The organism is Amycolatopsis sp. A1MSW2902, from assembly GCF_017312175.1.
GTDB lineage: Bacteria > Actinomycetota > Actinomycetes > Mycobacteriales > Pseudonocardiaceae > Amycolatopsis > Amycolatopsis nivea.
The window spans coordinates 8,949,862-8,976,578 of record NZ_QJPO01000001.1; the positions used below are offsets into that span (position 1 = coordinate 8,949,862).

Here is a 26,717-nt window from a genome sequence, read left to right on the forward strand (position 1 = left end):
CGATGCTGCCCGGAGAAAGGCGGAGAACAATGGGGTTCAAGACAGGGGACTTTCCCCCGGTCGATCCGGAAACTTTCCTGCGGAAGCCACTGTTCGAACGAACCAAGGCGCTCGCACTGCACTGGGTCCAGTTCGGATTCGGCTCGCCCAAGATGATTCCGGCCACGTACGTGGTGAAGCTGGTTTTCCTCTACGTACTGGCCGGGGTCGCGCTGGCGACCGCGACGTCCGGTGTCGGTCCGTTCTGGGACGTCGCCGCGTGGTGGCACGAGCCTGTGGTTTATCAAAAGCTCGTGCTGTGGACGGTATTCCTGGAAACGGTCGGCGTCGCCGGCTCCTGGGGTCCGATCGCGGGCAAGTTCAAGCCGATGACCGGCGGGATCCTGTTCTGGGCACGGCCCGGAACGATCCGGTTGCGGCCGTGGAAGCGTGTGCCGTTCACCACGGGCGACCGGCGGAACGGCTTCGATGTGCTACTGTACTTGGCCTTCCTCGTCACGCTGCTGACCGCGATCGTGCTTCCCGGTGTCCCGGACGCCGCGTTGTCGGCCGCATTGCCCGGAAACACCTCCGGACTCGTGCGTCCGGCATTGCTGATCGCGCCGATCGTGCTGTACGTGCTGAATGGCTTGCGGGACAAGACAATTTTCCTCGCCGCTCGCGGTGAACAGTATCTGCCCGCGTTGGTGTTCTTCGCCTTCCTGCCGTTCGTGAACATGATCATCGCCGCGAAACTGCTGATCTGCACTGTCTGGATCGGCGCGGGCGTCTCGAAGTTCGGCAAGCACTTCACGAATGTGGTGCCGCCGATGGTGTCCAACAGTCCGTGTGTTCCGTTCAAGTGGTTGAAGCGCGCGCATTACCGGAATTTCCCGAACGACATCCGTCCGTCGAAGCTCGCGTCGTTCATGGCGCACGTCGGCGGGACGACGGTGGAAATCATCACGCCGCTGGTTTTGCTGTTCTCCACCAATCACTGGGTCACGCTCGCCGGGGTCGCGCTGATGGTGGCGTTCCACCTCTTCATCACGTCCACGTTCCCGCTGGCGGTGCCGCTGGAGTGGAACATTCTCTTCGGCTACCTCGCGATCTTCCTGTTCCTCGGCTTCCCGGCGAGCGCCGGATACGGCGTCGGCGACATGACGCCGGGCTGGCTCGCCGTCGTGATCGCGGCCGCGCTGCTGTTCTTCCCGATCCTGGGCAATCTGCGGCCGGACCTGGTGTCGTTCCTGCCGTCGATGCGGCAGTACGCGGGCAACTGGGCGTCGGCGCTGTGGGCGTTCGCGCCGGGGGCCGAGGCGAAGCTGAACACGCTGCCGCACCGGCCGACGAAGAACCAGGTCGACCAGTTGCAGGCGATGGGTTATCCGGCGGAGATCGCCGAGATCACCATGCAGCAGACCATCGCCTGGCGGTCGATGCACAGCCAGGGCCGCGGGCTGTTCTCGGTGCTGGCGAAGAACCTGCCGGACCTCGAGACGCGGACCGTGCGCGAGGCCGAGTTCGGCTGCAACTCGATCATCGGGTTCAACTTCGGCGACGGGCACCTGCACGACCTCAGCTTCGTCAACGCGGTGCAGAAGCGGGTCGGCTTCGCGCCTGGCGAATGGATCGTGGTGTGGGTCGAGTCGCAGGCCATCCACTCGAAGGTGCAGCATTACCAGGTGATTGACGCGGCGCTGGGCGTGATCGAACGCGGCCACTGGACGGTGGCCGACGCGGTCAACGAACAGCCGTGGCTGCCGAACGGACCGATCCCGCTCACCGTCACCTGGACCGCGAGCCCGGCGACGACGAGCAGCGTGCTGGCATGACTACGGCGGTGGTGGTCGGCAGCGGACCCAACGGGCTCGCCGCGGCGGCTGTGCTGGCTCGCGCCGGGGTCGACGTGACGGTGCTGGAGGCCGCCGACGAGATCGGCGGCGGCACCCGCACCTACGAGGCGATCGTCCCCGGCCTGCGCCACGACCACTGCTCCGCGACGCATCCGATGGCGGTCGGCTCCCCGGTGCTGACCGACCTCGGGCTCGACCGGTACGGCCTGCGCTGGCGGCTGCCGGAAATCGACTGCGTGCATCCGCTCGACGACGGCACCGCCGGTGTCCTGCGACGCTCGGTCTCCGGCACCGCCGCCGGGCTCGGCGCGGACGAACGTCGCTGGTCAGCGCTGTTCTCCTCGCCCGCGCAGAACTACGACGCGCTGAGCGAGGACATCCTCGGGCCACTGTTGCGAGTGCCGAAACATCCGTTGCTGCTGGGTCGGTTCGGTCTGCCGACGGTCGCGCCGGCGACCGTGCTGGCCCGGTACTTCCGCACTCCCCAGGCTCGTGCGCTGTGGCTCGGGGTGGCGGCGCACGCGTTCCGGCCGCTCGACCGTCCGCTGTCGTCGGCGATCGGGCTCGGCATCCTCACCGCTGGTCACCGGCACGGCTGGGCGGTCGCCGAGGGCGGGTCGCGGGCGATCAGCGACGCCTTGGCCGCACTGATCGCCGACTTCGGCGGGAAGATCGAGACTGGCGTGCGGGTGGAGTCGGTTTCGCAGCTGCCGCGGGCGGACGTGGTGGTGTGGGACGTCGGCCCGAGCGCTCTCGCGCAGGTGCTCGGCGACCGGTTGCCGCCGCGGATTCGACGGGCGTACGAGAAGTTTCGCTACGGTCCCGGCGCGTTCAAAGTGGACTTCGCGGTGAAGGGCGGGATTCCGTGGCGGTCACCGGAAGCGCGGGCGTCCGGGACTGTCCACTTGGGAGGATCGGCGACGGAGGTCGTTGCTGGCGAACGTGATGTACACAGTGGACGGATGCCGGAGCGACCGTTCGTTTTGCTGGGACAGCAGTATCTGGCTGATCCGACGCGTTCGGTCGGGGATGTGCATCCGGTGTGGGCGTACGCGCATGTGCCGCATGGATTCACCGGTGACGCTACTGAGGCGATCACTGCGCAGATCGAACGGTTCGCGCCGGGTTTCCGGGAGCGGGTCATTGGTTCGGTGACGACGTCGTCGGCGGAATTCGCTGCGGAGAACCCGAATTTCGTCGGCGGCAACATCCTCACCGGCGCGAAAGACCTGCGGCAGCTGGTTTTCGGCCCGCGGACGACGTTGCAGCCGTATGACGTGGGTGTCCCCGGGCATTTCGTTTGTTCCGCGGCCACGCCGCCGGGACCGGGTGCGCACGGGATGTGCGGCAGCCACGCGGCGGCGCGGGCGTTGCGGTATCTGCGGCGGTGACGGGTCAGCGGAGAAGGACGCCCGGGTTCAGGATCCCGGCTGGGTCGAGGGCGTTTTTCGCCGCGGAGAGGGCGGCGGCGAACGGGTCCGGGCGCTGCCGGTCGTACCACGGGCGGTGGTCGCGGCCGACCGAATGGTGGTGGGTGATCGTGCCGCCGTTGGCCAGGATCGCTTCGGACACCGCGGTTTTCAGCTCGTCCCACTGTGCGACGGTGCTGCTCCAGCGTCCGGTCGCGTAGATGCCGTAGTACGGCGCGGGGCCGTCCGGGTAGACGTGGGTGAACCGGCAGGTCACCACGCCCGCGCCGCAGATCTCGGCGATCGCCGCGTTCGCGGCCGTCGTGATCGCTTCGTGCAGGGTCTCGAACGCGTCCCAGGTGCAGGCGGTCTCGAAGGTCTCCACCACCATCGACCGGCGGGCGAGGGCGTCGCGCTGGTACGGCATGCGCAGGAACGCCGAACGCCACGTCGAACCCGACTCGCCGCGGCGGGCGGTGACGGTGCCGCCGTGGTCGGCGGTGAGTTCGAGGGCGCGGTCCAGCCAGGCGTCCACCGGATGGTCGGCAGACTCGAACGCGAGCAGCAGCAAGCCGTCTGCCTGGACGCCGGTGTTGAGGAACGCTTCGGCGGCGTCAAGGAGACGGCAGTTCGCCGGGTAGAGGCCGGACTGGGCGATCGCCCGGGTCGCTTGCACCGCGTCGGAGTACCGGGCGAAGCTGACTGACGCTTTCGCTTGCCAGCGAGGGCGTTCTTGCAGCCGCATCCAGGCTTCGGTGATCACGCCGAGGGTGCCTTCCGAGCCGAGAAACAACCGATCCGGCGACGGTCCGGCCCCCGATCCGGGCAGCCGCCGCGACTCGCTGACTCCGGCCGGGGTCACGACGCGCAGCGACTCGGCGAGGTCGTCGATGTGCGTGGCCAGGGTGGCGAAGTGACCGCCGGCGCGGGTCGCGAGCCAGCCGCCGAGCGTGGAGTGCGTGAACGACTGGGGGTAGTGCCGCAGCGTCAGCCCGTGCGGGCGGAGCTGGTCCTCGAGCGCCGGTCCGTACACCCCGGCCTGGATTCGCGCGGCGCGGCTCGTCCGGTCGATCTCCACGACCTGGTCGAGGCGGCCGAGGTCCAGCGACACCGCGGGCGCGGGGAACCGCGGTTCGATGCCGCCGACGACGGAACTGCCGCCGCCATACGGGATTAGCGGCGTGCCGTCGGTGGAACACCAGTCCAGGAGATCGAGCACGTCCTGCTCGGATTCCGGACGCGCGACGATGTCCGGCACCGCTTCGACCCGGCCTTCCAGGTTCCGGACGACGTCGCGGAACGCCTTGCCGCGCGCGTGCGACAGCCGGTCGGTCCAGTCGGTCGAGCACAACCGGGCCAGCGCGGTGGGCGGGCGGAGCCGGGACGGCGGCACCGGCAGGTCGTCCGGCGGGGGCGGGGCGTGGTCGGTGAAGTCGTGGGCGGGCAGGAAGGCGGCCGTGCGCGCGACCAGCGCCTCCGCTTCTTCGGCGGTCAGTGCTTCCTCGACGTCGCCCCAACCCCACCAGGACCGTGTCATCCGTCTGCTCCCTTCCGAATTGACCCTTGAGTAACTTACTCTAGGGTAATAGGCATTGAGGAGGAAAGATGAGCGTGCTGACCGCTGCCGCGCCGTTCGTGGTGAACAAGCTGCTTCCTCGCTTCGACCAGCGGATCGAGGAGTCCGCGAAGCCGTTCGACCGGCCCGGTCTGCTGCGGCCGCATCCGGGCTCGCGGACCTGGGCGTGGACGCATTACGGCATTTTCGTGCCGGAGCTGCCGCGGCCGCACCGCTACCTGAACACCATGACCCTGATCGGCAGCACCGGCGCGGTCTGTTTCGACAACGACTATCTCGCGACCTCCGACGCCCGCCGCACCACGACCGTTCTCTCGTCCACTGTCGCGCCTGGGCACCACCACTACCGGGCTTACGACTCGCGCACCGAATGCCGGTTCGCCGAGGACGGTTCGCGGCTGGAGTGGGATTCGGATCTGGCTATCGAAGCAGCGCATCCGTCGTATCAGGTGCACGCGCGGTACGACGGGTTCTCGGCGGACCTGGAGATCACCGCGACGCCGCAGGTCTCGTGGTTCGTGCGCAATCCGGCTTACGACCACTTGAGTCTGCTCGCCACCTTTACCGGGATGATCACCGACGACACTGGTGAGACGGAAATCGACGGACTTTGCACTGTGGAGTACGCGCGATCTCTTTCGCCGCAAGCACTTCGGCGTTCGCCGTTGCCGCAGCGGTTCAAGTTGCCGATTGACTTCTTCACCTATCAGATCATCAATCTCGATGACCGGACGCAGTTGTTGCTCACCGATGTCCGCGCGGCTGGGGCGACGGCTTGCCGGCTGGCGCATCTGCGCACGCTCGACGGTGATGCGGCGGTGTTTCGGGATGTGCGGGTCGAGGTGGAGCATCGGGCTGAGCCGGAGGTTGATCCGCGCGGGCGGGAGATGCGGGTGCCGGAGCGGTTCCGGTGGACGGTGCGGGACGGCGCGGAGGAGGTCGTGGCGGTGGAGGCGGTGGTGGACAGTCCGCTGCGGTACGGCCATGGGCGCGGTTATGTCGGTGCGTACACGTATTCCGGTGCGTTTCGGGGGCGGCCGGTTTCGGGGAGCGGGTACTTCGAGTGGGTGGATTGCGAGGTCAGCCGCGCAGGGAGGTGAGGATGCGGGCGCAGCGCTGAGTGGTGGTTTCGGCGGGCTCTTCGGGGTGCTCGAGCCACCAGTTGACAGTGGCGGCGACCGCGCCATACCAGATGCGGGCGAACAGTGAGGCATCGGCGGGGTCGGCGAAACCCGCTGAGGCCAAGGCTTCCTGGGTGCCTTCCGCGCCGAGTGTGGAGAGTTTGCGGCGGTAGGAGCGGGCTGCTTCGTCCACTGCGGAGCCTGGGGGCAGCGTCGGGTCCCAGAGGACGGCCCAGTCGAGGCGGCGGGGTTCCAGGGTGCGGAAGATCGCTTCGAGGGTGCCTAGGGCGCGGGTGAGGCCGGTGCCGGTTTGGGCTTCGGTGACGGCGTCGACCAGCGGGGCTGCGCCTCGGTGGAGGCAGGCCAGGTAGAGGCCGTCTTTGGACTCGAAGTAGCCGTATACCAGGGGTTTGGAGATTTCCGCTCGGCGCGCGATGGCGGCTACTGAAGCGTGGGCGTAGCCCTGGGTGCCGAACTCCTGGACGGCGGCGTCGAGGATCAGCCGCTCCCGTTCGGGGCGCGGCATTCCTTTGCTGCCTGCTGGGTTTGGCACGTTGTTGAGCATAGCTGATGGGGGCTTGGTCTATTGTGGACGGTTGGTTCGCCGGGGGGTTCGGCTCGTCGCCTGGCGGCGACATTGCGCTCGTTAGGGGGGCCGCCACCCCGAAGTTTTATTGTGCTGACGGTCGGTGGGTGCTTGTCAAGGCGGGAAAGATGCCTTGACAAGCACCCACCGACCGCAGTGGGGCTTCGGATCGGGGTTGGGGGCGGTGTGGGTGCCTCGACGTTGGGTGCATCGGCTGCGGTTGGGGTGGGGGTTGGGGTTTGCGCCACATTGGGGATTTTTCATCCTGGTTTGTGCTGTTCATGGCGGGTTGACGGGGTGTGGTAGTTGTCAGGCCGGGGTGGGCTGGGCGGTGTCGCGGACGGCTTGTTCGTGCTGGGTGAGGACGAGCAGGGCGCGGACGAGGGTGGTGGCGTGGCGTGGTGCGATGCGGAGTTTGTCGAGGACGCGCCAGGTTTTGAGGGCGGCGAAGCCGCCCTCGACCGCGCAGCGCATCGCGTTGAACACGCTGTTGGCCTGTTTCTGCGGCTCGGTGAGCGGCCGGTTGGTTTCGGCTTTGAACGGGGTGAGCACGATCTGCGCGCAGGGGCCGCCGCAGTCCGGGCAGTGGCGGGTGTCGCGGACGTCTTTGTGCCAGCCCTGGTAGCCCTTGTCCGCGGCGGGGGTCAGGCCGTGGGCGTGGAGGCGGTCGCGCAGCCGGTGGCGGCGGGCGGCGGTGATGTCGGCGGTCCTGCCCGGCAGCACGGCCGAGACCCACAGCAGCCGTCCGTGTTCGTCGGTGAGGCCTTGGACGTTGAGGCCGTGGTGTTTGTGCTTGCCGCTGTAGTTGCGGCGATTGTCTGTGCCGGTGCGGCGGCGGGTGCGGATCAGGGTCCCGTCGGCCAGCACCACCGCCGCGCCGCGGGCGGCCAGCCGCCGCAGCACCCGCCCCAGCCGCGGCGCCCGGGCCGCGAGCAGGTCGATGGCCTCCAGCAGCCAGCGGCGCAGCGTGGCGGCCGACACCGCGTTGGCGCGGGACAGGTCCAGCAGGCGCTGGTCGTGGCGCAGCATCGCCAGCACCAGCACCGCCTGCTCGGCCGGGGACGCCTTGCGCCACCGCGACCCGATCGCCCGGCGGCGGCGGCCGATCAACCCGGCCAGCATCGCGATCGTGGGCGGCGACACCGGCAGCACGCTGCGATACGAGGCCAGAACCTGCTGTGAGACAGTGAGAGCGGAGCCCCCGGACGTTTTTTCTTGAGTCACGACTTGATCAACATCCGGGGGCTCCGCCGCGTTCCCGCCCGGCCCACGCCCGCCCCGCAACTCCGTTACAGCACAACCACAACCAGCCCCGTCAACCCCACCTAACCAGCACCAACAAGATGAAAAATCCCCAATGTGGCGTTGGGTGCATGTGATGCACCCAATGTGGCGTTCGGTGCGTGGGACGCAACCAATGCCGCATTGGGGCGCATGCCCGGTCGTCGCGGAGCGGGCGAGTGGGTCGTGAGGGGGTCCTTGAGGGAATCTGGGTCCGTGAAGGGGTCCCTGACGGACCGCCGGTGGTCGTGAGGGGGCCCTGGGGAAATCAGCGGCTGTGAGGGTGGCCCCACGAACCTCACCGGAGTGGGGGTGCGCGGATTGGCAAGACCTCTGCCTGCGATGACAAGGCCCTCAGCCTCTAGCAAGCGACACTGGGTCGCTGCGGGGCAAATGGGCGCCTTGTAGCGGATCGGGAGGCCTGGATGGCACAGCAGTCGACACCGGAGGCTGTCGGAGGGCAGCTGCGCGCTAATGCGCTCGGCACTGGCGGGATTGCGTTTCTCGTGCTCGCTGCGGTCGCGCCGTTGACCGGGATGGTGGTGATCGCGGGGCTCGGGATCGCGCTCGGCAATGGCGGCGGGATGCCTGCATCATTCCTGATCGCGGGGATTGTGTTGCTGTTGTTCGGTGTTGGCTACGCGCGGATGAGCCGGTACGTGTCCAACGCTGGTGGGTTCTACGCGTATCTTACTGCGGCCTTAGGGCGTCCGGCGGGGTTGTCCGGGGCGTTTGTGGCGTTGGCTGGATACAACTGTTTCGTCGCGGGGGCGGTGGGGACCTCTGGTGCGTTGACGGGCGGGGTCGTCAACCGGGTCTTTCATTTGGACTTGCCGTGGGAGTTTTGGGCTGCGTTGTCCGTCGTCGCGGTGTTTTTGCTGAGTCGTCGTGGGGTGGACGTTTCGGCGAAGGTGCTTGCGGTGTCGCTGATTCTTGAGGTCAGCATTCTGGTTGTCTTCGACGTTGCGGTGCTCGTGAAGTCTGGGTATTCGCTCAGTGCGTTGTCGCCTGCGGTCGTCACGTCTGGGTCTATCGGGCTTGGGTTGTTGTTTGCTGCCACGTGTTTCATCGGGTTCGAGGCGACTGCGTTGTTCAGCGAGGAAGCGCGCGACCCGAACAAGTCAGTGCCGCGTGCTACTTATATCGCGGTGATCGCTATTGGGGTTTTCGCTGCGATTACCTCGCTTGCGCTGGTCAGCGCGATCGGCGTGGGGAACGCGAAAGCCGTGGCGCAGGATCATCTCGCGGCGGGGGACCTGCTCTTGGCTACCTCGCAGGATGTGCTCGGGACCGTGCTTACCGATGTCATGCAGTTGTTGCTTGTGGTGAGTCTGTTCGCCGCGTTGCTGGCGTTGCACAACTCCGCTAGTCGGTACATTTACGCGCTTGCCCGGGACGGCGTGTTGCCGAAGGTGTTGGGGCGTACGGTTTCTGGTACGCCGCGTAACGCCAGTGCGGCGCAGATCGGGTTCGCGACGGTTGTAGCGGCGATCTTCGCGGTGCTGGGGCTTGATCCGGTCGCGTTCTTGACGTCGTCGATGACTGGGTTCGGGACGTTGGCGATCCTCGTGTTGCAGGCGATGGCGTCGATCGCGGTGGTGGTGTTTTTCCGGCAGCGGCGGGATCCGCATTGGTGGAGCACGTTTGTCGCGCCGGGGCTTGGCGGGGCCGGGCTGATTGGCGTGATCGTGCTGGCGGTGCTGAATTTTCCGACGATGGCCGGGTCCGACGCGGCGTGGATCGGGTTGTTGCCGTGGTTGTTGCCGATCCTGATCGTCGCGGGGCTGGCGATGGCGGAGTATCTGCGACGCAAGCGTCCGGAGACGTATGCGGCGCTCGGGCCGGAGGTGCATTGAGTCCGCAGTGGACTCAGCTTTTCTCCTTGGTGCGGTCGTGCGCCCAGCCGGCGAGGACCACCCCGGCGAGGGTCAGCACTACCAGTGCGGCTAATTGTCCGCCCCAGCCGCCGGGGACCCAATCAAGCGCTCCCCACAATTGGCGTGCGTCGTGGTCGAAAAAACTGCGGATCGCGGCCTGTGCGGATACGACGGTGATCACCATGCCGACGATCTGCACTGCTGAGTAGCCGCCCTTGCTCATGTGTTCTCCCTGAGTCGTGGTGCTCCCAGTGTGTCGGCCGCGGCTACGGTGCGCATCGGACCTGCGGAGCGAACCGGGGCCGACCAAAGTCGAGGGGTACTACTTTGGTCTAGGGCGCGGGGTGTGCCGAGGGCGGCTGCACGGCGGGGGCGGATCGGCGAAGATGGGCTGGTGATCGTTTCGCAGGTCAAGCTCAAGCCGTGGCAGCAGGGGTGGCGGCTGGCCGTGGCCGCGCTGCTCGGCGTGGTTGCCTGGGTGGCGGTCGCCTCTCATCTGCCCGCGGGATCCGACGACCCGCGGGTCGGGTGGCTGATCTTCGGCGACCCGATCGTCGGGCTCGGCTGTCTGGTCGCGTCGCTGTGGCGGCGGAAGTACCCACTCTCGATCGCGACCGGCGTGATCATCGTCTCGGCGGTGTCGACCTCCGCCGGGGGAGCCGCGCTCCTGGTGCTCGGGTCGCTCGCCACTCGGCGCCGGCTGTTCGAGACCACCTTCATCGGGCTGGCGTGCGTCGCTACCGCGGCGGTCACCGAAGGGCTCTACCCGCGCGGTTCCGACCCGGACCCGTGGTGGTGGTCCATTTCGTTCATCGTGCTGGTCACCGGCATCGTCGTGGCGGTCGGAGCGGCGATCGGGGCGCGGCGCGAGGAGCTGCAGTCGCTGCGGGAACGCGCGGAAAGCGCCGAACGCGAGCAGGTCGCACGGGCAGCTGAGGCGCGCATTGTCGAGCGGCACCGGATCGCGCGCGAGATGCACGACGTCCTCGCGCACCGGGTGTCGCTGGTCGCGATGCAGGCCGGCGTGCTGGGGCATCGCGCCGATCTGCCGCCTGACCAGGTGTCGCTGCTGGCCAGAGGGATCGCCGACGGTGCGCATCAGGCGCTGGAGGAGCTGCGGGAGGTGCTCGGGGTCCTGCGGGCCAGTCCGGGCGGGCTTGAGCCGCCGCAGCCGTCGCTCGCGAATCTGCCCGCGCTGGTCGCTGACGCGCGGGCGCTCGGGGTGCAGGTCACCTATACCCCGGAGGCGGTCGGGAATCCGCCGGATCTGCTGGCGCGCACGGTGTACCGGATCGTCCAAGAAGGACTGACCAATGCCGGGAAACACGCGCCTGGCGCCGACGTGTGTGTCACCGTGGAGGGCGGGGAGGGCGAGGGGCTACGTGTGACGGTGCGGGATTCCGGAGCGACCGAGAACGTGGCGCCGCCGCCGTCCGCCGGGTTCGGGTTGCTGGGGCTTGCCGAGCGGGTGGAGCTCGCCGGTGGCGACCTTGACCATCACGCGGACCCGGACGGCGGGTTCGTGCTGACCGCGTGGCTGCCGTGGCCTGCCCGCGGCGAAGGGAGCGAGTGAGTGGACCGGGTGCGGGTCGTGATCGTCGATGACGATCAGCTGGTGCGGATGTCGTTGCGGCTCATGCTCGACGGCGAAGCCGACCTGGAGGTCGCCGGCGAGGCCGCGGACGGCGACGCCGCGATCGCCGAGGTCCGCCGGCTCCGGCCGGACGTCGTGCTGATGGACGTGCGGATGCCCGGCCGCGACGGGCTGAGCGCGACCGAAGCCATCCTCAGCTGGCCGGACCCGCCGCGGATCCTCGTGCTGACCACCTTCGACTCCGACGAGATGGTGCTCGGCGCGCTGCGCGCCGGGGCGCTCGGGTTCGTCCTCAAGGACACCCCGCCGCCGGACATCCTGGCCGCGGTGCGCGCGGTCGCCGACGGGAACCCCGCGCTGTCCCCGGCCGCCACCAGCCGGTTGATCACCGCCGCGATGGGGCCGCAGTCGTCGGGGAGCCGGCGTGCCGCGCGCGAGGCGGCGCGGGCGCGGCTGGCCGCGTTGACCGAACGCGAACGGGACACCGCGCGGGCGATCGCGGAAGGGCTGTCGAACGCCGAGGTGGGCGCGCGGCTGCACATCAGCGTGGCGACGGTGAAGGCGCACACGAGCAGCCTGTTCGCGAAGCTCGGCGTGGTGAACCGGGTGCAGATCGCGCTCGTCGTGCGCGACAGCGAGGAATAACCGGAAATCCGCAGTGCCGGGCACGTATTCCGGAATGAATACGCAGGATGCGAATCTATTCTCGTAATGAGGAATATTCCTGCGGCAATTTACGCTGTTTGTCGCAGTGAATCACCTTCGCGCTTCGGTACCATCTTGGCGGCAAAGTCCTTTTTCGCGGACGAATGCAACGAAAGAGGAGCGATGACTTTCGCTGACAACACCGACCCGTTGACCACCGCGGCGGGCGCGCCGGTCACCGACAACCAGAACAGCCTCACCGCGGGCGCACGCGGTCCGGTTCTGCTCCAGGACCTCTGGCTGGTGGAAAAGCTCGCGCACTTCGACCGCGAGGTGATCCCGGAGCGGCGGATGCACGCCAAGGGGTCCGGTGCGTTCGGCAAGTTCACCGTCACCCACGACATCAGCCGCTACACCAGGGCCGCGCTGTTCAGCAAGGTCGGCAACGAGGTCGAGACGTTTGTGCGGTTTTCCACCGTCGCCGGGGAACGCGGCGCCGCCGACGCGGAACGCGACATCCGCGGGTTCGCCGTCCGGTTTTATACCTCGCAAGGCAACTGGGACCTGGTCGGCAACAACACGCCGGTCTTCTTCCACCGCGACACGCTGAAGTTCCCCGACCTGAACCACGCGGTGAAGCGCGATCCGCGGACGAACCTGCGCAACGCGGAGAACAAGTGGGGCTTCTGGACGAACCTTCCCGAGGCGCTGCACCAGATCACCATCGTGATGAGCGATCGCGGCATCCCGAAGACCTACCGGCACATGCACGGGTTCGGCTCGCACACGTTCAGCCTGATCAACGACGCGGGCGAGCGGCATTGGGTGAAGTTCCACCTGCGCACCCAGCAGGGAATCGAAAACCTGACCGACGCGGAGGCGGACGCGCTCATCGGCGAGGACCGCGAATCGCACCAGCGCGACCTGTACGACGCGATCGAACGCGGCGACTATCCTAAGTGGACGCTGTACGTGCAGCTCATGCCGGAGGCGGACGCGGCGACCTACCGGTTCCACCCGTTCGACCTCACGAAGGTCTGGAGCAAGAAGGACTATCCGCTCGTCGAGGTCGGCGAACTGGAGCTGAACCGCAATCCGGAGAACTACTTCGCCGACGTCGAACAGGCCGCGTTCACCCCGGCCAACCTGGTGCCGGGGATCTCGGTCAGCCCGGACAAGATGTTGCAGGGCAGGCTGTTCTCCTACGGTGACGCCACCCGCTACCGGCTCGGCGTGAACCACCACCAGATCCCGGTCAACTGCCCGCGCGCGGCGGCGCTGGTCAACACCTACCACCGCGACGGCGCGATGCGCGTAGACGGCAACCAGGGCGGAGTGCCGGGCGTGCAGCCGAATTCCTTCGGGCGGTGGGAGGAGCAGCCGCAGTACGCCGAGCCCGCCGGACCGGGCGGCGAGGTCGCGGACCGGTTCGACTATCGCGAGGACGACGACAACTACTACGAGCAGCCCGGAAACCTGTTCCGGCTGCTGGACGAGGGCGCGCGGCAGCGGCTGTTCGAGAACACGGCGCGAGGGATCAAGGGCGCGCGCAGGGAGACGGTCGAGCGGCATATCGACAATTGCGCCAAGGCGGATCCGGCTTACGGCGCTGGGGTGCGGAAGGCGTGCGAGGAGATCGGGGCGTTGTGACCGGTTGGCACGGCTGAGGCGGCGCAGTTGTCAGGCCCTTGCCTGCTCGCGCCGGTCGAGGCCGGGTTCGTGCGCGGGCATGCGCGCCGTCTCGCGGTGAGGGCTCGTTGTCACCAGGATCAGCGACAGCACGGAAGAAGGCCGGGACCAGACGGTCCCGGCCTCCTCCCTCGCCGGTTGGCTCAGACGAGTTTCTGCGCTTCGAGCAGCGTGTCTCGCAGGATCTGTTCGATCTCGTCGAACTCCGCCTGCCCGGCGATCAGCGGCGGAGCGAACTGGACGACGACGTCGCCCCGGTCGTCCGGACGGCAGTAGAGGCCGCGGTCGAACAGCGCGCCCGGCAGGAAACCCCGGACGAGGCGTTCCCGTTCGTCGGCGTTGAACGTCTCGCGGGTCGCCTTGTCCTTGACCAGTTCGACGGCCCAGAAGTACCCGTCGCCGCGGACGTCGCCGACGATCGGCAGGTCCAGGAGTTTGTCGAGCGTCGAGCGGAACGCGTCCTGGTTGTCCAGTACGCGCTGGTTGAGGCCCTCGCGTTCCATCAGGTCGAGGTTCGCGAGCGCGACCGCGGCCGACACCGGGTGCCCGCCGAAGGTGTACCCGTGCGGGAAGGCGACCTTCGAGGCGAGGAACGGCTCCATCACCCGGTCGGACGCGATCAGCGCGGCGATCGGGCTGTACCCGGAGCTGAGGCCCTTGGCGCAGGTCAGCAGGTCCGGCTGGAGACCGAACTTCTCGCTGGCGAACGTCGCGCCGTGCCTGCCGAACGCGCAGATCACCTCGTCGGCGACCAGCAGGACGTCGTGCCGGTCGCAGATTTCCCGCACGCGCTCGAAGTACCCGGGCGGCGGCGTGAGGCAGCCGCCGGAGTTCTGCACCGGTTCGAGCACGACCGCGGCGACCGTGTCCGCGCCCTCGAACAGGATGGCTTCCTCGATCCGGTCCGCGGCCCAGCGGCCGAACGCTTCGAGGTCGTCGGCGAACTCCGGATGCCGGTACAGGTTGGTGTTCGGCACGCGGAACCCGCCCGGCGCGAGCGGCTCGAAGTCCTTCTTCATCGCGGGCAGCCCGGTGATCGCGAGTGCGCCGTGCGGGGTGCCGTGGTAGGCCACCGCGCGGCTGATCACCTTGTGCTTGCCGGGTTTTCCGGTCAGCTTGAAGTACTGCTTCGCGACCTTCCACGCGGACTCGACCGCTTCGCCGCCGCCGGTGGTGAAGAAGACGCGGTTGAGGTCGCCCGGCGCGAGATGCGCGAGCCGTTCGGCCAGTTCCGCCGCGGGTTTCGTGGCATAGCCCCAAATCGGGAAGTACGCCAGCTCGTTCGCCTGCTGCGCGGCGACCTCGACGAGCTCGCGACGGCCGTGTCCGGCCTGCACGACGAAGAGTCCGGCCAGGCCGTCGAGGATCTTGCGGCCGCGGTCGTCCCACACGTGCACGCCCTCGCCGCGGGTGATCACCGGGACCGGCGAGTCCGGGTAATTCCCCATGCGGGAGAAGTGCATCCACAGGTGCCGGGCTGCTGCCGACTGAGTGTCCATTGCAGATCCCTCTCAGACGTTCTGCGGGAAGCCGAGGTCGAGCCCGCCCTGTCCGGCGCCGGGCCAGCGGGTGGTGACGACCTTGGCGCGGGTGAAGAAGTGCACGCCCTCGCCGCCGTGCGCGTGAGTGTCGCCGAACAGCGAGTTCTTGCGGCCGCCGAACGAGTGGTAGGCCACCGGGACCGGCACCGGCACGTTCACGCCGACCATGCCCGCCTCGACGTCGGCGGAGAACCGGCGGGCCGCGCCGCCGTCGTTGGTGAAGATCGCCGCGCCGTTGCCGTACGGGCCGGCGTTGATCAGCTCGATCGCGTCGGCGAACGTTTCCACCCGCACCACGGAAAGGACCGGGCCGAAGATTTCGTCGGTGTAGATCGGCATGTCCCGGCGGACGTGGTCGAACACCGTGGGGCCGACGAAGAATCCCTCGCCGTCCGCGTCGAACTCGCCTTCGCGGCCGTCCAGGACCAGCGTCGCGCCGGCTTCCGCACCGGCGGCGATGTAACCGGAGACCCGGTCCTTCGCGGCGGCGGTGACCAGCGGGCCCATGTCGCAGGAGCGGGTGCCGTCGCCGGTCACCAGCGTCTTCGCGCGGTCGGCGATCCGCGGCACCAGCGCGTCGGCGACGTCGCCCACCGCGACCACGACCGAGACCGCCATGCAGCGCTCGCCCGCGGACCCGAAACCGGCGCTGACCGCCTGGTCGGCGACCAGATCGAGGTCGGCGTCGGGCAGCACCACCATGTGGTTCTTCGCGCCGCCGAGCGCCTGGACACGCTTGCCGTTCGCAGTGCCGGTCTCGTAGACGTACTGCGCGATCGGCGTCGATCCGACGAACGAAACCGCTTCGATGTCCGGGCTGTGCAGCAGCGCGTCGACCGCGGTTTTGTTGCCGTGCAACACGTTGAACACGCCTTCGGGCAGACCGGCTTCGCGCCACAGTTCGGCGATCCAGTTCGCGGCGGTCGGCACCTTCTCCGACGGCTTCAGCACCACGGTGTTCCCGGCCGCGATCGCGATCGGGAAGAACCACATCGGGACCATGGCGGGGAAGTTGAACGGCGAGATGATCGCGACCGGACCGAGCGGTTCGCGCAGCGACGTGACGTCGATGTCGGTGGACGCGTTGGCCGTCGCCGCGCCCTTGAGCAACTGCGGGATGCCGCAGGCGAACTCGACGACCTCCAGGCCGCGCGCGACCTCGCCCGCTGCGTCGGACAGCACTTTGCCGTGCTCGGAGGTGATGATTTCGGCGAGTTCTCCTGACCGCGCGTCGAGCAGTTCGCGGAACCGGAACAGCACACGGCTGCGCTTGGCCAGCGACGTCTTGCGCCAGGCGGGGAACGCGGCCTTCGCGGCGGCGATCGCGGCCTCGGCGTCCGCGGCCGAGCCGAGCGGCACGCGCGCGGTGACCTTCCCGGTCGCCGGGTTCGTGACGTCCCCGTAGCCGTCCGGCGAGCCTGCTGCCTCGCCACCGGCGATCCACTGGGACAGCGTCGGCACGGAATCGCTCATCGAGCCACCTTTCTTCCTGGTATTCGCCCTCTGAGGGTCCCTCTCGGACGGGTCTGAGGTAACCGACGGATCGTCACGTTGTTGACCCCGAGCTTTACATTTCGTCGGGTTATGCTGCGCGGGTGGACCTGACCCTGCGAGACGTTCTCGAGCTGCCCGTGATGGCCGCCGGGGCGCCGGTCGTGCGCTCGGCCGCGGACGCGGTCGACGTGCCGGTGCGGTCGGTGCACGTGAGCGAGCTGAGCGACGTAGCCGGGACGCTGACCAGCGACGTTCTGGTGCTCTCGATCGGGCGCGCGTTCGCCGAGCCGGGCTTCGACCCGGTGGCGTACGTGCGTTCGCTGCGCGACGCCGGCGCGATCGGGCTGGTCGTGGACCCGTGGGAGCGGCCGAAGGCGCTGCCGAGCGGATTGGTGCAGGCCGCGCGGGCGGCCCGGTTCCCGCTGGTGGAACTGCGGAGCACGATCCGCTTCATCGAGGTGACCGAGATCGTGCACGCGAGGATCGTCAACGCGCACTATGAGAGGTTGCGGCTGGCCGAGCGTGCGCACGAGGCGTTCAGCACGGTCGGTTCGGCGTCGCAGGCGCCGGACGCGGTCCTCGCGCACGCGGCGGACCTGATCGGGCTGCCAGTGGTGCTGGAGGACCGGACGCATCGGGCGCTCGCGTTCGCCGGGGCCGGTTCGGCGGAATCGCTGCTGCGCGACTGGCCCGCCCGGTCGCGCCGGGTGCCGTTTTCCGCGGCGACCGCGGTCGGCGGTCCGGAGGGCTGGATGTGCACGCCAGTGGGGCCGCCGCGGGAACGCTGGGGCCGGCTGGTCGTGCCCGCGCACTCGGCGGAGCAGCCGTCGGCGTGGATGGTGCTCGAACGCGCGGCGGAGGCGTTGACCGTCGGGAAGCTGCTGGAACGCTCGCCGTTGTCAGTGGAAATCGAGGCGCAGGGCGACTTGCTGCGGGACCTGCTGCATGGCGCGGACGAGGGTTCGGTCCGCGCGCGGGCCAGGGCGTTGGGGCTGGCTGCGGCGGCGTACTACACGGTGCTGGTGTGCCGTCCGGCTCGGGCCGGTCAGGAGCGGGCGCTGCTGGACGCGGTGCTGACCAGCGACGGGATCGGCGGCGTACTGGCGGAAGGCCGGGTGGCGGCGGTGTTCCCGTGCTCCTCGGTGGCTGCGGAGAAAGCGTTGCTGGAGCGCGTGGTCGCCGGGGTTCCGGCTGGCTTGGCGGCGGCGTTCGGGGCGGCCGGACCGGTGCGCCGGCTCGGTGAGCTACCGGCGGCGCTGCAGGAGGCGGTGCACGTCGCGGATGTCGAATCGCCTGGTACGCCTGGACTTCGGCGGGCTGGCGACCTGGGTGTGCGCGGGTTGTTGTGGTGGTTGCGGGAGCATCCGCGGTTGCACGAGTTCACCGAGGCGCAGCTGCGGCCGTTGCTGACGTTGCCGGAACCGCGGGCCAGCCGGGCGTTCGCGACGTTGCGGGCGTTTGTCGAGTCGGGGTACTCGATGACGGAGTTCGCGAAGGCGTTGAACCTGAGCCGTCCGGCGGCGTATTCGCGGTTGGCGACGATCGAGCGGTTGCTGGGTGTGGATCTGTCTGATTCGGACACTCGGCTTTCGTTGCATCTGGCGGTTTTGGCGCATGGGCATCGGGGTTCAGCTTCCGGCTCCCCAGCGCAGTGAGAGGCGGTCGGCGGCGCGTTCGGTGCTGATGTGCATCATGCTGCCGAGGATGGTCGCGCGGTCGATGACGACGATTGTGCCGTCCGGGGTGCTTGTGGTGCGCTCGCTGACCAGGACCGGGGTGGTGACCGGTTCGTCGAGAAGGCGGGCGAGCTTGTCGTCGAGCGCGTCCGGGCGGATGGTTTCGGCGGCGCGGTCCACCACGACGTCCAGTTCGGACAGTGCGGTGTAGAGCGACACCGCGGTGAAATCGGTGTCCCGCAAGCGTTCCCCGTGCGGGGGAGCGATCCACGACACCTGATGGATCGCTCTCCGGCCGCCGAACTCGCGTACTCGTTCCAGCCGCAGGCCGGAATCGGTCGCCCGGGCCTGCAGTCGCGCGGCGATGCGAGTGGGCAACCGGCGTACTGCCTGGCTGACGACCTCGGTGCGCACGACGTAACCCTGATCGCGCAAGTCCTCGGTGAAGCTGCGCAAGGAGCCCAGCTGGTACGAGGCCGGCGTCGGCGCCACGAAGGTGCCTCGGCCGGGTTGTTGCACGATCAGGGCTTCGTCGCTGAGTTCGCGCAGCGCTTGTCGCAGCGTCATGAGCGTGACGCCGTAGGACGCGCTGAGCTCCCGCTGCGGCGGCAGGGCCTCGCCGGGCGCGTACTCCCCGGCGCGGATCTTCGCGGCGAGATCCGCGGCGATCGCTCGGTATCGGGCCATGCGCGTCCGTTCTGGTCCGGTTCTGCGGGGACCAGCGGATTCTAGTCCAGCGCGGCCCGCATGGTCGCGACGTACTCGCCGACCTCCGCTGGACCGGCGCCGTCGAGCACCCGCCGCATGATCGCGGCGCCCACGATCACGCCGTCGGCCACGCGGGCGGCCTCGGTGGCGTGTTCCGGTCGCGAGATGCCGAAGCCGACCAGGACCGGCAGGTGGGTGGAGTTCTTCAGCCGGGTCGCCAGGTCGATCGCGGAGGCGGGCAGGTGGTCGCGTTCGCCGGTGGTGCTCATCGACGAGACGGCGTAGACGAAACCTCGGCTGCGCGCGGCGATCTCGTGCGCGCGGTCGGTCGGCGTCGCGGGGGAGACCAGGAGTGCCAGGTCGATTTCATTCTCGATCGCGGGTACTTCCTCCAGCGGAAGGTCGGGCACGATCAGACCGTCGACTCCGGCTTCTTTCAAGTCAGCGCAGAAACCTTTGCGGACGGCCAAGTTGGCGTAGGTGCTCGCGATGACCGGAACGTCCACTGTGGTCTCCGACAGTACATTGAGGACGCTGCGCGGAGTCGTTCCGTTGGAGAGAGCGACGTTGGACGCCTCCTGAATGGTCACGCCGTCCAGGGTCGGATCGGAGAAGGGGATACCGACTTCGATCGCGTCCGCACCGGCTTCGACCAGCGCCGGAAGATATTCTGTCCACTGTGGAGTAACGCCGCCGGTGATATACGGCATCAGGATTTTGCGGTCGGTTTTCATGCGCGGGACTCCTCGGCGCGGGCAATGAGCGTGGCGATGTCCTTGTCGCCACGACCGGACAGGGTGAGCAGCACCGTGGAACCCGCCGGAAGATCCGGCGTGCCAGCGGCTTCGGCCACCCAGGCAAGCGCGTGCGCGGATTCCAGCGCCGGGATGATTCCCTCGGTCCGAGCCAATTGCGCGGCCGCGGCGACCGCTGCTTCGTCGTTGACCGCGAAGTACTGCGCCCGGCCGAGGTCGCGCAGGTGCGCGTGTTCCGGCCCGACACCGGGATAGTCCAGCCCGGCCGCGATCGAATGGGCTTCGAGGATCTGCCCGTGCTCGTCCTGGAGGAACAGCGACCGCGAACCGTGCAGCACCCCGGCCTGGCCGGACGTCGCGCCCGATCCGCCGATCGCTTCCACTCCGACCAGCCGGGCGCTGGTGTCGGCGAATCCGGCGAACGTGCCCGCCGCGTTGGATCCGCCGCCGACGCACGCGACGACGAAATCCGGCACGGTCCCGTGCTGTTCGCGGGCTTCGTCGCCGATCACGCGCTGGAATTCCCGCACCATCCACGGATACGGATGCGGTCCGACGACCGAGCCGAGGCAGTAGTGCGCCTCCTCGGTCGAGCTGACCCAGTGCCGCATCGCCTCGCTGGTCGCGTCCTTGAGCGTGCGGCTGCCGGAGCTGACCGGGACGACCTCCGCGCCGAGGTAACGCATGCGGAACACGTTGTGCGACTGGCGTTCGACGTCCTGTTCGCCCATGAACACCGTGACCGGCAGGTCGAGCAGCGCGCCCGCGGTGGCCGTCGCGACGCCGTGCATCCCGGCCCCGGTCTCGGCGATCAGCCGCTGTTTGCCCATCCGCTTGGCGAGCAGCGCCTGGCCGACCGCGTTGTTGATCTTGTGCGACCCGGTGTGCGTGAGGTCTTCCCGCTTGAGCGCGACGGTCACGCCGAGTTCCGCGGACAGCCGTTCGGCGGGCGTCACCGGCGTGGGCCTGCCGACGTGCCGGGCGAGCATCGTCTGGAGCTGCTCGCGGAAACCGGGGTCGACCCAGGCCTTCTCGAACGCCTCGGCGACTTCGAGGCAGGCGGGCACCAGGGATTCCGGCACCCAGCGCCCGCCGTACTCCCCGAAGCGTCCTTCCTGGGGTGGGGTGCGCATGAGCGGCTCCTTAGAGTTCTATAACTGTCTCCACTGTTATAGAACTCTTGGCGACGGAGCGCAAGCCCGTCAGCGCTGCCGCAGCACCTCGACGCCGTCCCCGTCCAGGTCGTCGAGGAACCGGGAGCGGCCGGTCATGGCCATGATCAGGGCGAGTGTCGGGCCCGACACGAGGGGTCCCGAGCCGCCGGAAAAGTCACTGTCGGTTGCTTCGAGGCGGAGGCCGCGGACGCGTCCCTTAGCGAGCACGACGAGGTCGGAGCCGAGGTAGTAGCGGGCCACCGCGGTGAGCGTGTCGATCGGATACTCATGGTGGATGCCGAGCGGACGGCGGATGTCTTCGCCGTGCACGACCGTCTCGCCGAGCATCGCCACGACCGGCAGCGGCGGTTTCGTCGTGCTGGTGACGACCCGGCGGAAGCGGGCCAACGTGTCGGCCGGGCTGTCGCCGAGGTGCTCGGCCAATCGCATCGCGACCTGCCGATCGAAGTCGAACCGGCAGCGGAGCACGCCCGCCATCCAGCGCAGCGGCGTGAGCGACGCGCCGGCGGTGAGGTGGGCCAGCACCTCGCGGACGGAGAGCCCCTCGCACAGCGAAGGCGTGCTCCATGCGGCGTCGGACAGATCGTCGGCCAGTGCGGCGCGTTCGGCGTGGATCTGCTGCCAGGTCGCGGTCATTCCAGGTCTCCTCGGTAGTCGTTGCCAGGTGAGACCGGCCGGATGCGGCAGAATCGTCGGTCGTGGGGGAATTTTCTTCGGAAGCCGCGTTCACCCGTGCGGTGGCCCCGTTGCGGGTGGAATTGCGTGCGCACTGTTACCGCATGCTCGGCTCGATCCACGACGCCGACGACGCCGTGCAGGAGGCGCTGCTGCGAGCGTGGCGCGGGCTGCCCGGGTTCGAGGGCCGCAGTGCGCTGCGCACCTGGCTGTTTACAATCGCCACGCGCACCTGCCTGGACCTCATCGAGCAGCGCGGCCGCCGCGCACTGCCGGTCGACCTCGGCCCGGCGAGCGAGCAGGTCGTCCTCGACTCCGCCCCGCGTACCGACGTGGCTTGGCTGGGCCCCTGCCCCGATTTCCCCGCGGCCAGCTACGAACAACGCGAGGCGGTCGAGCTGGCTTTCGTCGCCGCGTGCCGCCATCTGCCGGGTAACCAGCGGGCGGCGCTGCTGCTGTTCGACGTCCTCGGCTTCTCCGCCGCCGAGATCGCCGCGATGATGGAAACGTCCGTGACCTCGGTGAACTCCGCCCTGGCCCGCGCCCGCCGGACCATCGCGGCGCACGTTCCCGCCCGGACTCAGCAGCAGATGCTCGGCGACTCTCGCCTTCACGAGCTGGCGACCGGGTTCGCGACCGCCCTTGCCGAAGGCGACGTCGACGGTCTGGTGAGCCTGCTGACCGAGGACGTCACCTGGTCGATGCCGCCGCTGCCGCACTGGTACCGCGGCCGCGCCGCCGTCACGGAGTTCGCCTTCCAAGTCCCGATGACGCGCTGCCCCAGCTGGCGCGTCCGGCTGATCAGCGCTAATGCCCAACCGGCCGTGGCGTTCTACCTCGGCGGTTCGGCAACTGTCCCGCACGAGGCGTGGTCCATCACCGTGCTGACCCTGCGGGAGGACCGGATCTGCGACCTCACGTCTTTCCTTGGCGCGGAGCATTTCCCGGCCTTCGGACTGCCCGCCACGGTCATGCCTTAGGTGCGGCCCGCACGTGCGCGCGCTGCCCCTGTCGTCCGATCAGGCACAGGTACTCCACCGGTTCCGCCGACGCCGCGCCGAACCAATGCGGTACCCGGGTGTCGAATTCCGCTGCCTCGCCGGGAGAAAGCGTCATGTCGTGCTCGCCGAGCACCAGCCGTAACTGTCCATTGAGGACATAAGTCCACTCGTAGCCCTCGTGCGTCCTGGGATCGGGTTCCTGCTTTTTCCGTTGTCCGGGCAGGATGAATTTGTACGCCTGGATCCCGCCCGGACGGCGCGTGAGCGGCAGGATTGTCACGCCGTCCGCACAGCTGATCGGGCGAAGATGGATGCGCGGGTCGCCGGTTTGCGGGGCGTCGACCAGTTCGTCGAGGGTCACGCCGTGCGCGCGGGCCAGCGGCAGCAGTTGTTCAAGGGTGGGCCGCCGGTTGCCGGATTCCAGTCGCGACAGCGTGCTGGCCGCGATGCCGGTCTGCGCGGCTAGTTCGGCCAGCGTGACGTCCCGCTTCCGGCGCAGCTCGCGCAACCGGGGGCCGACTGCGTCCAGGGCTCGGTCGTCGTCCATTGCCCGAGTTTGACAGATTGGCAAGCTTCCTTGCCAGATGTGCCGGAGGGTTTGCAAGGTGGAACCGGGAACCCCAGGAAAGGAACCGTTGTGCCGCACGCATTCGATCAGTCCTATTGGGACGAGCACTGGCATGGTGCCGCCGGACACGCGCAGCTCGAACCGCATCCGCAGCTGGTCGAGGAGGCGGGGAAGCTGCCGCCGGGACGCGCGCTGGACGCTGGCTGTGGCGAAGGAAACGAGGCGATCTGGCTCGCCGGGCACGGATGGCAGGTGACGGCGATCGACCTGTCCGAGGAGGTGCTGCGGCACGCGCGCGAACGGTCGAGCGAGGTCGAGTGGGTGTGCGCTGACCTGCTGAAATGGACTCCGGACGGGAAGTTCGACCTGGTCGCAACGCACTACGTGCACGCGGCGGGCCCGCTGTTCGAGCGGCTCGCGGAGTGGGTCGCGCCGGGCGGGACGTTGCTGGTGGTCGGGCATCACCACGGGGAGATGCATCCGCCGGAGTCGACGATCACCGTCCAGGACGTCGGTCTGGATCCTGGGCAGTGGGAGATCACGGTCGCGGAGAACCGGACGCGGAAGGTGCATGGCGGGGAATTGCACGACACGATTCTCTGTGCCCGCAAGGTTTCTTCGCCGAACGCGTAATCGGTCGCGGACGGGGGCGATTCGGTAGTGCACTGGAGTGGTGGCGGCCTATGACGAGATCGCGGACTGGTACGAGGAGGAGTTTCTCCGCGCCCAGCCGGTGAACCCCGGGGCGAGCGCGCTGCGGGATCTTCTCGGCGAAGGCAGCGGGGTGTGCCTGGAGATCGGCTGCGGCACCGGTGTGCACGCGGACCTGGTGCGGGAGCTGGGCTGGACACCGCTCGGAGTCGACCTGTCCAGCGGGATGCTGCGGCACGCCCGGGCTCGGCTGCCGACCGTCCGGGCCGATGCTGAGCGGTTGCCGATCGGGGACCGCAGCGTCGATGCGGTCGTTTCGGTGCTGGTGCACCGATCGTGCTGGCGCTCCGTGCGTTCGTCGGCGCTGCAGGAACCGAGAACGAGTACGGCGCCAACGGTGTGCTCCAGAACCCCAGCACGACGCACTGGCCGAGCTGTTGAACGGGTTTCTGGCCGCCGGTTTGTCGTTCGACCGGTTCGCCGAGACCGGGTCGCCGGTGCCGATCGTGCTGGCGCTCCGTGCGTTCGTCGGCGCGGCAGCATCCGGAGAACAACCATCGCCCCGACAGTGAGCACCAGAATCCCGCCGCACGCCAGCGCGAGTGCGTGCAGTGGCAAGCCGGGTAGAGCGGAGTAGTAAACAGCGCCAATCACCGCGACTCCCAGCGCTCCGCCGATCTGTTGCCCAGTCGCCAGCACGCCGGAGGCCATCCCGGCGTCGGCGCGGGGGACGGAGGCCAGCACGTGGTTCAACAGCGGCGGGACGAGCAACCCCTGACCTGCGCCGATCAAGGCGAGCGCGGGAGCGAAGGACCAGGGAGTGGTCGAGAGCGTGATCAGCACGACGTAGCCGAGCCCGGCAGTCGCAGCCCCGAGGAGCGGCGCGAAGGGCACCCGGCTGCCGAGCAGGCTCAGCGCGAGGAAGGCGGCGGCGAACGGCAGATACGTGAGCGCGGCGTCGAGCGGGCTGAGGCCCAGACCGTCCTGCAGGGCAAGGGAAAGCACGAGAAAGAACGAATTGATCCCGGCGTAGGTCAGCAGCACGAGGCCCATGCCGAGGCTGAATTCGCGCTGCCGCAGCAGTCCCGGGCGAACCAGCGGAGCGGGGACCCGGCGTTCGACGGCCGTGAAGACTCCGAGTGCGACGGCACCGCCGGCGAGGCTGCACCAGGACCACAGCGGCCAGCCCGCTTCCCGGCCGGTGATGAGCGGCAGGACGAGCAGGGTGAGTGCGACGGTCAGCACGGCGGTGCCGCGGAGGTCCAGTCGCGCGGTGCCGTTTGGCTGGGTTCGCGGCAGGAAGCGGGCGGCGAGGGCGAGGGTGAGCAGTCCGATCGGGACGTTGACCCAGAAGATCGCCCGCCACGGGCTGCCGAAGAGGTTCGCGGTCACGAGGATCCCGCCCAGCAGCTGGCCAGTGACGCCGGAAAGTCCGATGACCGCGCCGAGCACGGCGAACGCTTTCGGGCGCTGCAGGCCGGGCACCACGACGTGGATCATCGCGAGGACCTGCGGGAACATCGCCGCGGCGCCGAGTCCTTGGACGAACCGCGCGGCGACCAGCCACCCGGCGCCAGGAGCGGCGGCGCACGCGGCCGACGCGCCGGTGAACAGCAGCAGTCCGGCCAGGAACACCGGTTTGCGGCCGCGGAGGTCGCCGAGCCGGGCGAACGTGATGAGTGCCACGGCGTACGCGAGCTGGTAACCGGCGAGCAGCAGCTGGAGTTCGGCGGGCGAGGCGCCGAGGTCGGACCGGATGGCGGGGGCGGCGACGAACACGATGAAGGTGTCCAGCACCGCCATGAAAACGCCGGCCAGCAGGATCGCGAGCGCGCGCCAGTGCGGGGAAACGGAGTGCATGGCTTGATCGTCGGCAGCGGGCCGGACGCGGGGGTAGCGGGCGAATATGCTGGTATCGCCACTACCAGGACCGGAAAGGAACGCATGTCGTCTGCATCGCGCCGGCGCGTCCTCGCGGACTTCCTGCGTTCGCGGCGCGATCGGCTCACTCCGGCGGAGGTCGGTCTTCCGGCGGGGCCGCGGCGGCGCGCGCCAGGGCTGCGCCGGGAGGAACTCGCGCAGCTGGCCGGGGTCAGCGTCACCTGGTACACGTGGCTTGAACAGGCTCGGGACATCACTGTCAGCAGGCAGGTCCTGGCAAGTCTCGCGCGGGAACTGCGGCTTTCCGACACGGAACGGCAGCATCTGTTCGCTCTCGCTGAGGAACCGCCAGACCATCCCGCGGAGTCTTCGCCGCGGCTGCTGCAGGGCATGGTCGACGCACTGGACCCGAACCCGGCGTATGTGCTCGACCCGCATTGGGACTTCGTCGCGTGGAACCGTGCCGAGGCCGCGCTGATCGGCGATCCGGCGCTGTTGCCCGGCGGCGAGCGGAACCTGCTGTGGCTGGTGTTCACCGTGCCGCGGATCCGCACGCTGCTGGTCGACTGGCCGGGGCAGGCCCGAAATCTCCTCGCGCAGTACCGTGCCGACGCCGCGACCCGGGCCGAGGACGCGCGTTCGACCGAGCTGGTGCGGGCGCTGCGCGAGGCAAGCCCGGAGTTCGCCGAATGGTGGGCCGCCCACGACGTTGCGCCGTTCACGGGCAACAGGCGCGTTTTCGACCATCCGCGGGCCGGGGTGCTCGCCTTCGATTACGTGAAACTGTCCACTATGGACGACACTGGCCGGAAGCTGTTCACCTGCTTGCCGGCGGATCCGGAGACCGCCGCGAAGCTCCCGTCGCTCGTGGCGTGAAATTCGGATGCGCGCCTTCTCGCGGACGCCTACCCTGGTGATCGTGATACAGCACCAGCTCTACCTCTGAGGGATCACCGCCTCCACCGGTACCGCGCGCGTT

Annotated in this window: 23 protein-coding genes and 1 pseudogene; 12 read left to right on the plus strand and 12 right to left on the minus strand. The window is 68.8% G+C overall.

Features of this window, described 5'->3' with window-relative positions; translation table 11 throughout:
• Positions 1–29: 29 nt before the first annotated feature.
• Positions 30–1,814 (plus strand): DUF3556 domain-containing protein, encoded by a 1,785-nt coding sequence (locus tag DMP23_RS41910; protein WP_337824249.1) that lies wholly within the window; start codon positions 30–32, stop codon positions 1,812–1,814.
• Positions 1,811–3,226 carry a phytoene desaturase family protein gene (locus DMP23_RS41915; protein WP_134728167.1) on the plus strand — a complete coding sequence of 472 codons (1,416 nt, stop codon included), beginning with the start codon at positions 1,811–1,813 and terminating at the stop codon, positions 3,224–3,226. Before DMP23_RS41910 ends, DMP23_RS41915 begins: the two co-directional genes overlap by 4 nt.
• A 4-nt stretch (positions 3,227–3,230) precedes the next feature.
• Here DMP23_RS41915 and DMP23_RS41920 read toward each other — a convergent pair whose 3' ends face one another.
• The gene (locus tag DMP23_RS41920; RefSeq protein WP_037817037.1) at positions 3,231–4,781 is read right to left on the minus strand and encodes an FAD-binding oxidoreductase; all 1,551 of its coding nucleotides are present in this window, start codon (positions 4,779–4,781) and stop codon (positions 3,231–3,233) included.
• Between the two features lie 68 nt (positions 4,782–4,849).
• Here DMP23_RS41920 and DMP23_RS41925 point away from each other — a divergent pair, with 68 nt between their 5' ends.
• Positions 4,850–5,920: a DUF6670 family protein gene (locus tag DMP23_RS41925; RefSeq protein WP_337824250.1), complete on the plus strand. Its 1,071-nt coding sequence runs from the start codon at positions 4,850–4,852 to the stop codon at positions 5,918–5,920.
• On the opposite strand, the gene DMP23_RS41930 is transcribed toward DMP23_RS41925, so the two are convergent.
• Entirely contained in the window at positions 5,901–6,494 is a 594-nt protein-coding gene (locus tag DMP23_RS41930; RefSeq protein WP_240690824.1) for a TetR/AcrR family transcriptional regulator, read from the minus strand. The two genes, DMP23_RS41925 and DMP23_RS41930, sit on opposite strands and share 20 nt — an antisense overlap.
• A 342-nt stretch (positions 6,495–6,836) precedes the next feature.
• Positions 6,837–7,670, minus strand: a complete 834-nt coding sequence (locus tag DMP23_RS41935; protein WP_337820148.1) for a transposase family protein — start codon at positions 7,668–7,670, stop codon at positions 6,837–6,839.
• 563 nt (positions 7,671–8,233) lie between these two features.
• Between DMP23_RS41935 and DMP23_RS41940 the strand changes: the two genes are divergently transcribed.
• Positions 8,234–9,664, plus strand: coding sequence for an APC family permease (locus DMP23_RS41940; RefSeq protein WP_037817032.1), 1,431 nt, complete (start codon positions 8,234–8,236; stop codon positions 9,662–9,664).
• Positions 9,665–9,677: 13 nt separating this feature from the next.
• Here DMP23_RS41940 and DMP23_RS41945 read toward each other — a convergent pair whose 3' ends face one another.
• Positions 9,678–9,908: a hypothetical protein gene (locus tag DMP23_RS41945; protein WP_037817030.1), complete on the minus strand. Its 231-nt coding sequence runs from the start codon at positions 9,906–9,908 to the stop codon at positions 9,678–9,680.
• 171 nt (positions 9,909–10,079) lie between these two features.
• Here DMP23_RS41945 and DMP23_RS41950 point away from each other — a divergent pair, with 171 nt between their 5' ends.
• The 3 genes from DMP23_RS41950 (at position 10,080) to DMP23_RS41960 (ending at position 13,574) form a co-directional block, all read left to right on the plus strand.
• Positions 10,080–11,258: a sensor histidine kinase gene (locus DMP23_RS41950; RefSeq protein WP_337824251.1), complete on the plus strand. Its 1,179-nt coding sequence runs from the start codon at positions 10,080–10,082 to the stop codon at positions 11,256–11,258.
• A complete protein-coding gene (locus DMP23_RS41955) occupies positions 11,259–11,924 on the plus strand; it encodes a response regulator transcription factor (RefSeq protein WP_037817028.1) in 666 nt (221 codons plus the stop codon).
• 183 nt (positions 11,925–12,107) lie between these two features.
• Complete coding sequence (locus DMP23_RS41960) at positions 12,108–13,574, plus strand: catalase (protein ID WP_337824252.1); 1,467 nt, start codon at positions 12,108–12,110, stop codon at positions 13,572–13,574.
• A 182-nt stretch (positions 13,575–13,756) separates the two neighbouring features.
• Here DMP23_RS41960 and DMP23_RS41965 read toward each other — a convergent pair whose 3' ends face one another.
• Both DMP23_RS41965 and DMP23_RS41970 read right to left on the minus strand, forming a co-directional pair.
• A complete protein-coding gene (locus tag DMP23_RS41965) occupies positions 13,757–15,112 on the minus strand; it encodes an aspartate aminotransferase family protein (RefSeq protein WP_037817024.1) in 1,356 nt (451 codons plus the stop codon).
• Positions 15,113–15,124: 12 nt separating this feature from the next.
• A complete protein-coding gene (locus tag DMP23_RS41970; protein WP_337824253.1) occupies positions 15,125–16,627 on the minus strand; it encodes a CoA-acylating methylmalonate-semialdehyde dehydrogenase in 1,503 nt (500 codons plus the stop codon).
• A 122-nt stretch (positions 16,628–16,749) separates the two neighbouring features.
• Between DMP23_RS41970 and DMP23_RS41975 the strand changes: the two genes are divergently transcribed.
• The gene (locus DMP23_RS41975; protein WP_037817019.1) at positions 16,750–18,303 is read left to right on the plus strand and encodes a PucR family transcriptional regulator; all 1,554 of its coding nucleotides are present in this window, start codon (positions 16,750–16,752) and stop codon (positions 18,301–18,303) included.
• On the opposite strand, the gene DMP23_RS41980 is transcribed toward DMP23_RS41975, so the two are convergent.
• The 4 genes from DMP23_RS41980 to DMP23_RS41995 all read right to left on the minus strand — a co-directional run bounded on the left by DMP23_RS41980 (position 18,277) and on the right by DMP23_RS41995 (position 21,598).
• Positions 18,277–19,011 carry a GntR family transcriptional regulator gene (locus DMP23_RS41980; RefSeq protein ID WP_037817016.1) on the minus strand — a complete coding sequence of 245 codons (735 nt, stop codon included), beginning with the start codon at positions 19,009–19,011 and terminating at the stop codon, positions 18,277–18,279. The two genes, DMP23_RS41975 and DMP23_RS41980, sit on opposite strands and share 27 nt — an antisense overlap.
• Before the next feature lie 41 nt (positions 19,012–19,052).
• Positions 19,053–19,766: a tryptophan synthase subunit alpha gene (gene trpA / locus DMP23_RS41985; protein WP_336157530.1), complete on the minus strand. Its 714-nt coding sequence runs from the start codon at positions 19,764–19,766 to the stop codon at positions 19,053–19,055.
• Positions 19,763–20,920, minus strand: a complete 1,158-nt coding sequence (gene trpB, locus DMP23_RS41990) for a tryptophan synthase subunit beta (protein ID WP_037817014.1) — start codon at positions 20,918–20,920, stop codon at positions 19,763–19,765. Before trpB ends, trpA begins: the two co-directional genes overlap by 4 nt.
• 69 nt (positions 20,921–20,989) lie before the next feature.
• Complete coding sequence (locus DMP23_RS41995) at positions 20,990–21,598, minus strand: maleylpyruvate isomerase family mycothiol-dependent enzyme (RefSeq protein ID WP_037817013.1); 609 nt, start codon at positions 21,596–21,598, stop codon at positions 20,990–20,992.
• A 62-nt stretch (positions 21,599–21,660) separates the two neighbouring features.
• Between DMP23_RS41995 and DMP23_RS42000 the strand changes: the two genes are divergently transcribed.
• Positions 21,661–22,617: a sigma-70 family RNA polymerase sigma factor gene (locus tag DMP23_RS42000; protein WP_337824254.1), complete on the plus strand. Its 957-nt coding sequence runs from the start codon at positions 21,661–21,663 to the stop codon at positions 22,615–22,617.
• Here DMP23_RS42000 and DMP23_RS42005 read toward each other — a convergent pair.
• Complete coding sequence (locus DMP23_RS42005; protein ID WP_037817009.1) at positions 22,607–23,185, minus strand: helix-turn-helix domain-containing protein; 579 nt, start codon at positions 23,183–23,185, stop codon at positions 22,607–22,609. The two genes, DMP23_RS42000 and DMP23_RS42005, sit on opposite strands and share 11 nt — an antisense overlap.
• A 90-nt stretch (positions 23,186–23,275) precedes the next feature.
• Between DMP23_RS42005 and DMP23_RS42010 the strand changes: the two genes are divergently transcribed.
• Entirely contained in the window at positions 23,276–23,839 is a 564-nt protein-coding gene (locus DMP23_RS42010; protein ID WP_337824255.1) for a class I SAM-dependent methyltransferase, read from the plus strand.
• A gap of 196 nt (positions 23,840–24,035) precedes the next feature.
• Positions 24,036–24,494 (plus strand): class I SAM-dependent methyltransferase, encoded by a 459-nt coding sequence (locus DMP23_RS42015; RefSeq protein WP_337824510.1) that lies wholly within the window; start codon positions 24,036–24,038, stop codon positions 24,492–24,494.
• Here the strand turns inward: DMP23_RS42015 and DMP23_RS42020 are convergent.
• Positions 24,416–25,717, minus strand: a pseudogene (locus tag DMP23_RS42020) (MFS transporter); the annotation flags it as partial. The gene DMP23_RS42015 and the pseudogene DMP23_RS42020 overlap by 79 nt on opposite strands.
• An 84-nt stretch (positions 25,718–25,801) precedes the next feature.
• On the opposite strand from DMP23_RS42020, the gene DMP23_RS42025 reads away from it, so the two are divergent.
• Positions 25,802–26,614 carry a helix-turn-helix transcriptional regulator gene (locus DMP23_RS42025; RefSeq protein ID WP_337824256.1) on the plus strand — a complete coding sequence of 271 codons (813 nt, stop codon included), beginning with the start codon at positions 25,802–25,804 and terminating at the stop codon, positions 26,612–26,614.
• Positions 26,615–26,717: the final 103 nt, after the last annotated feature.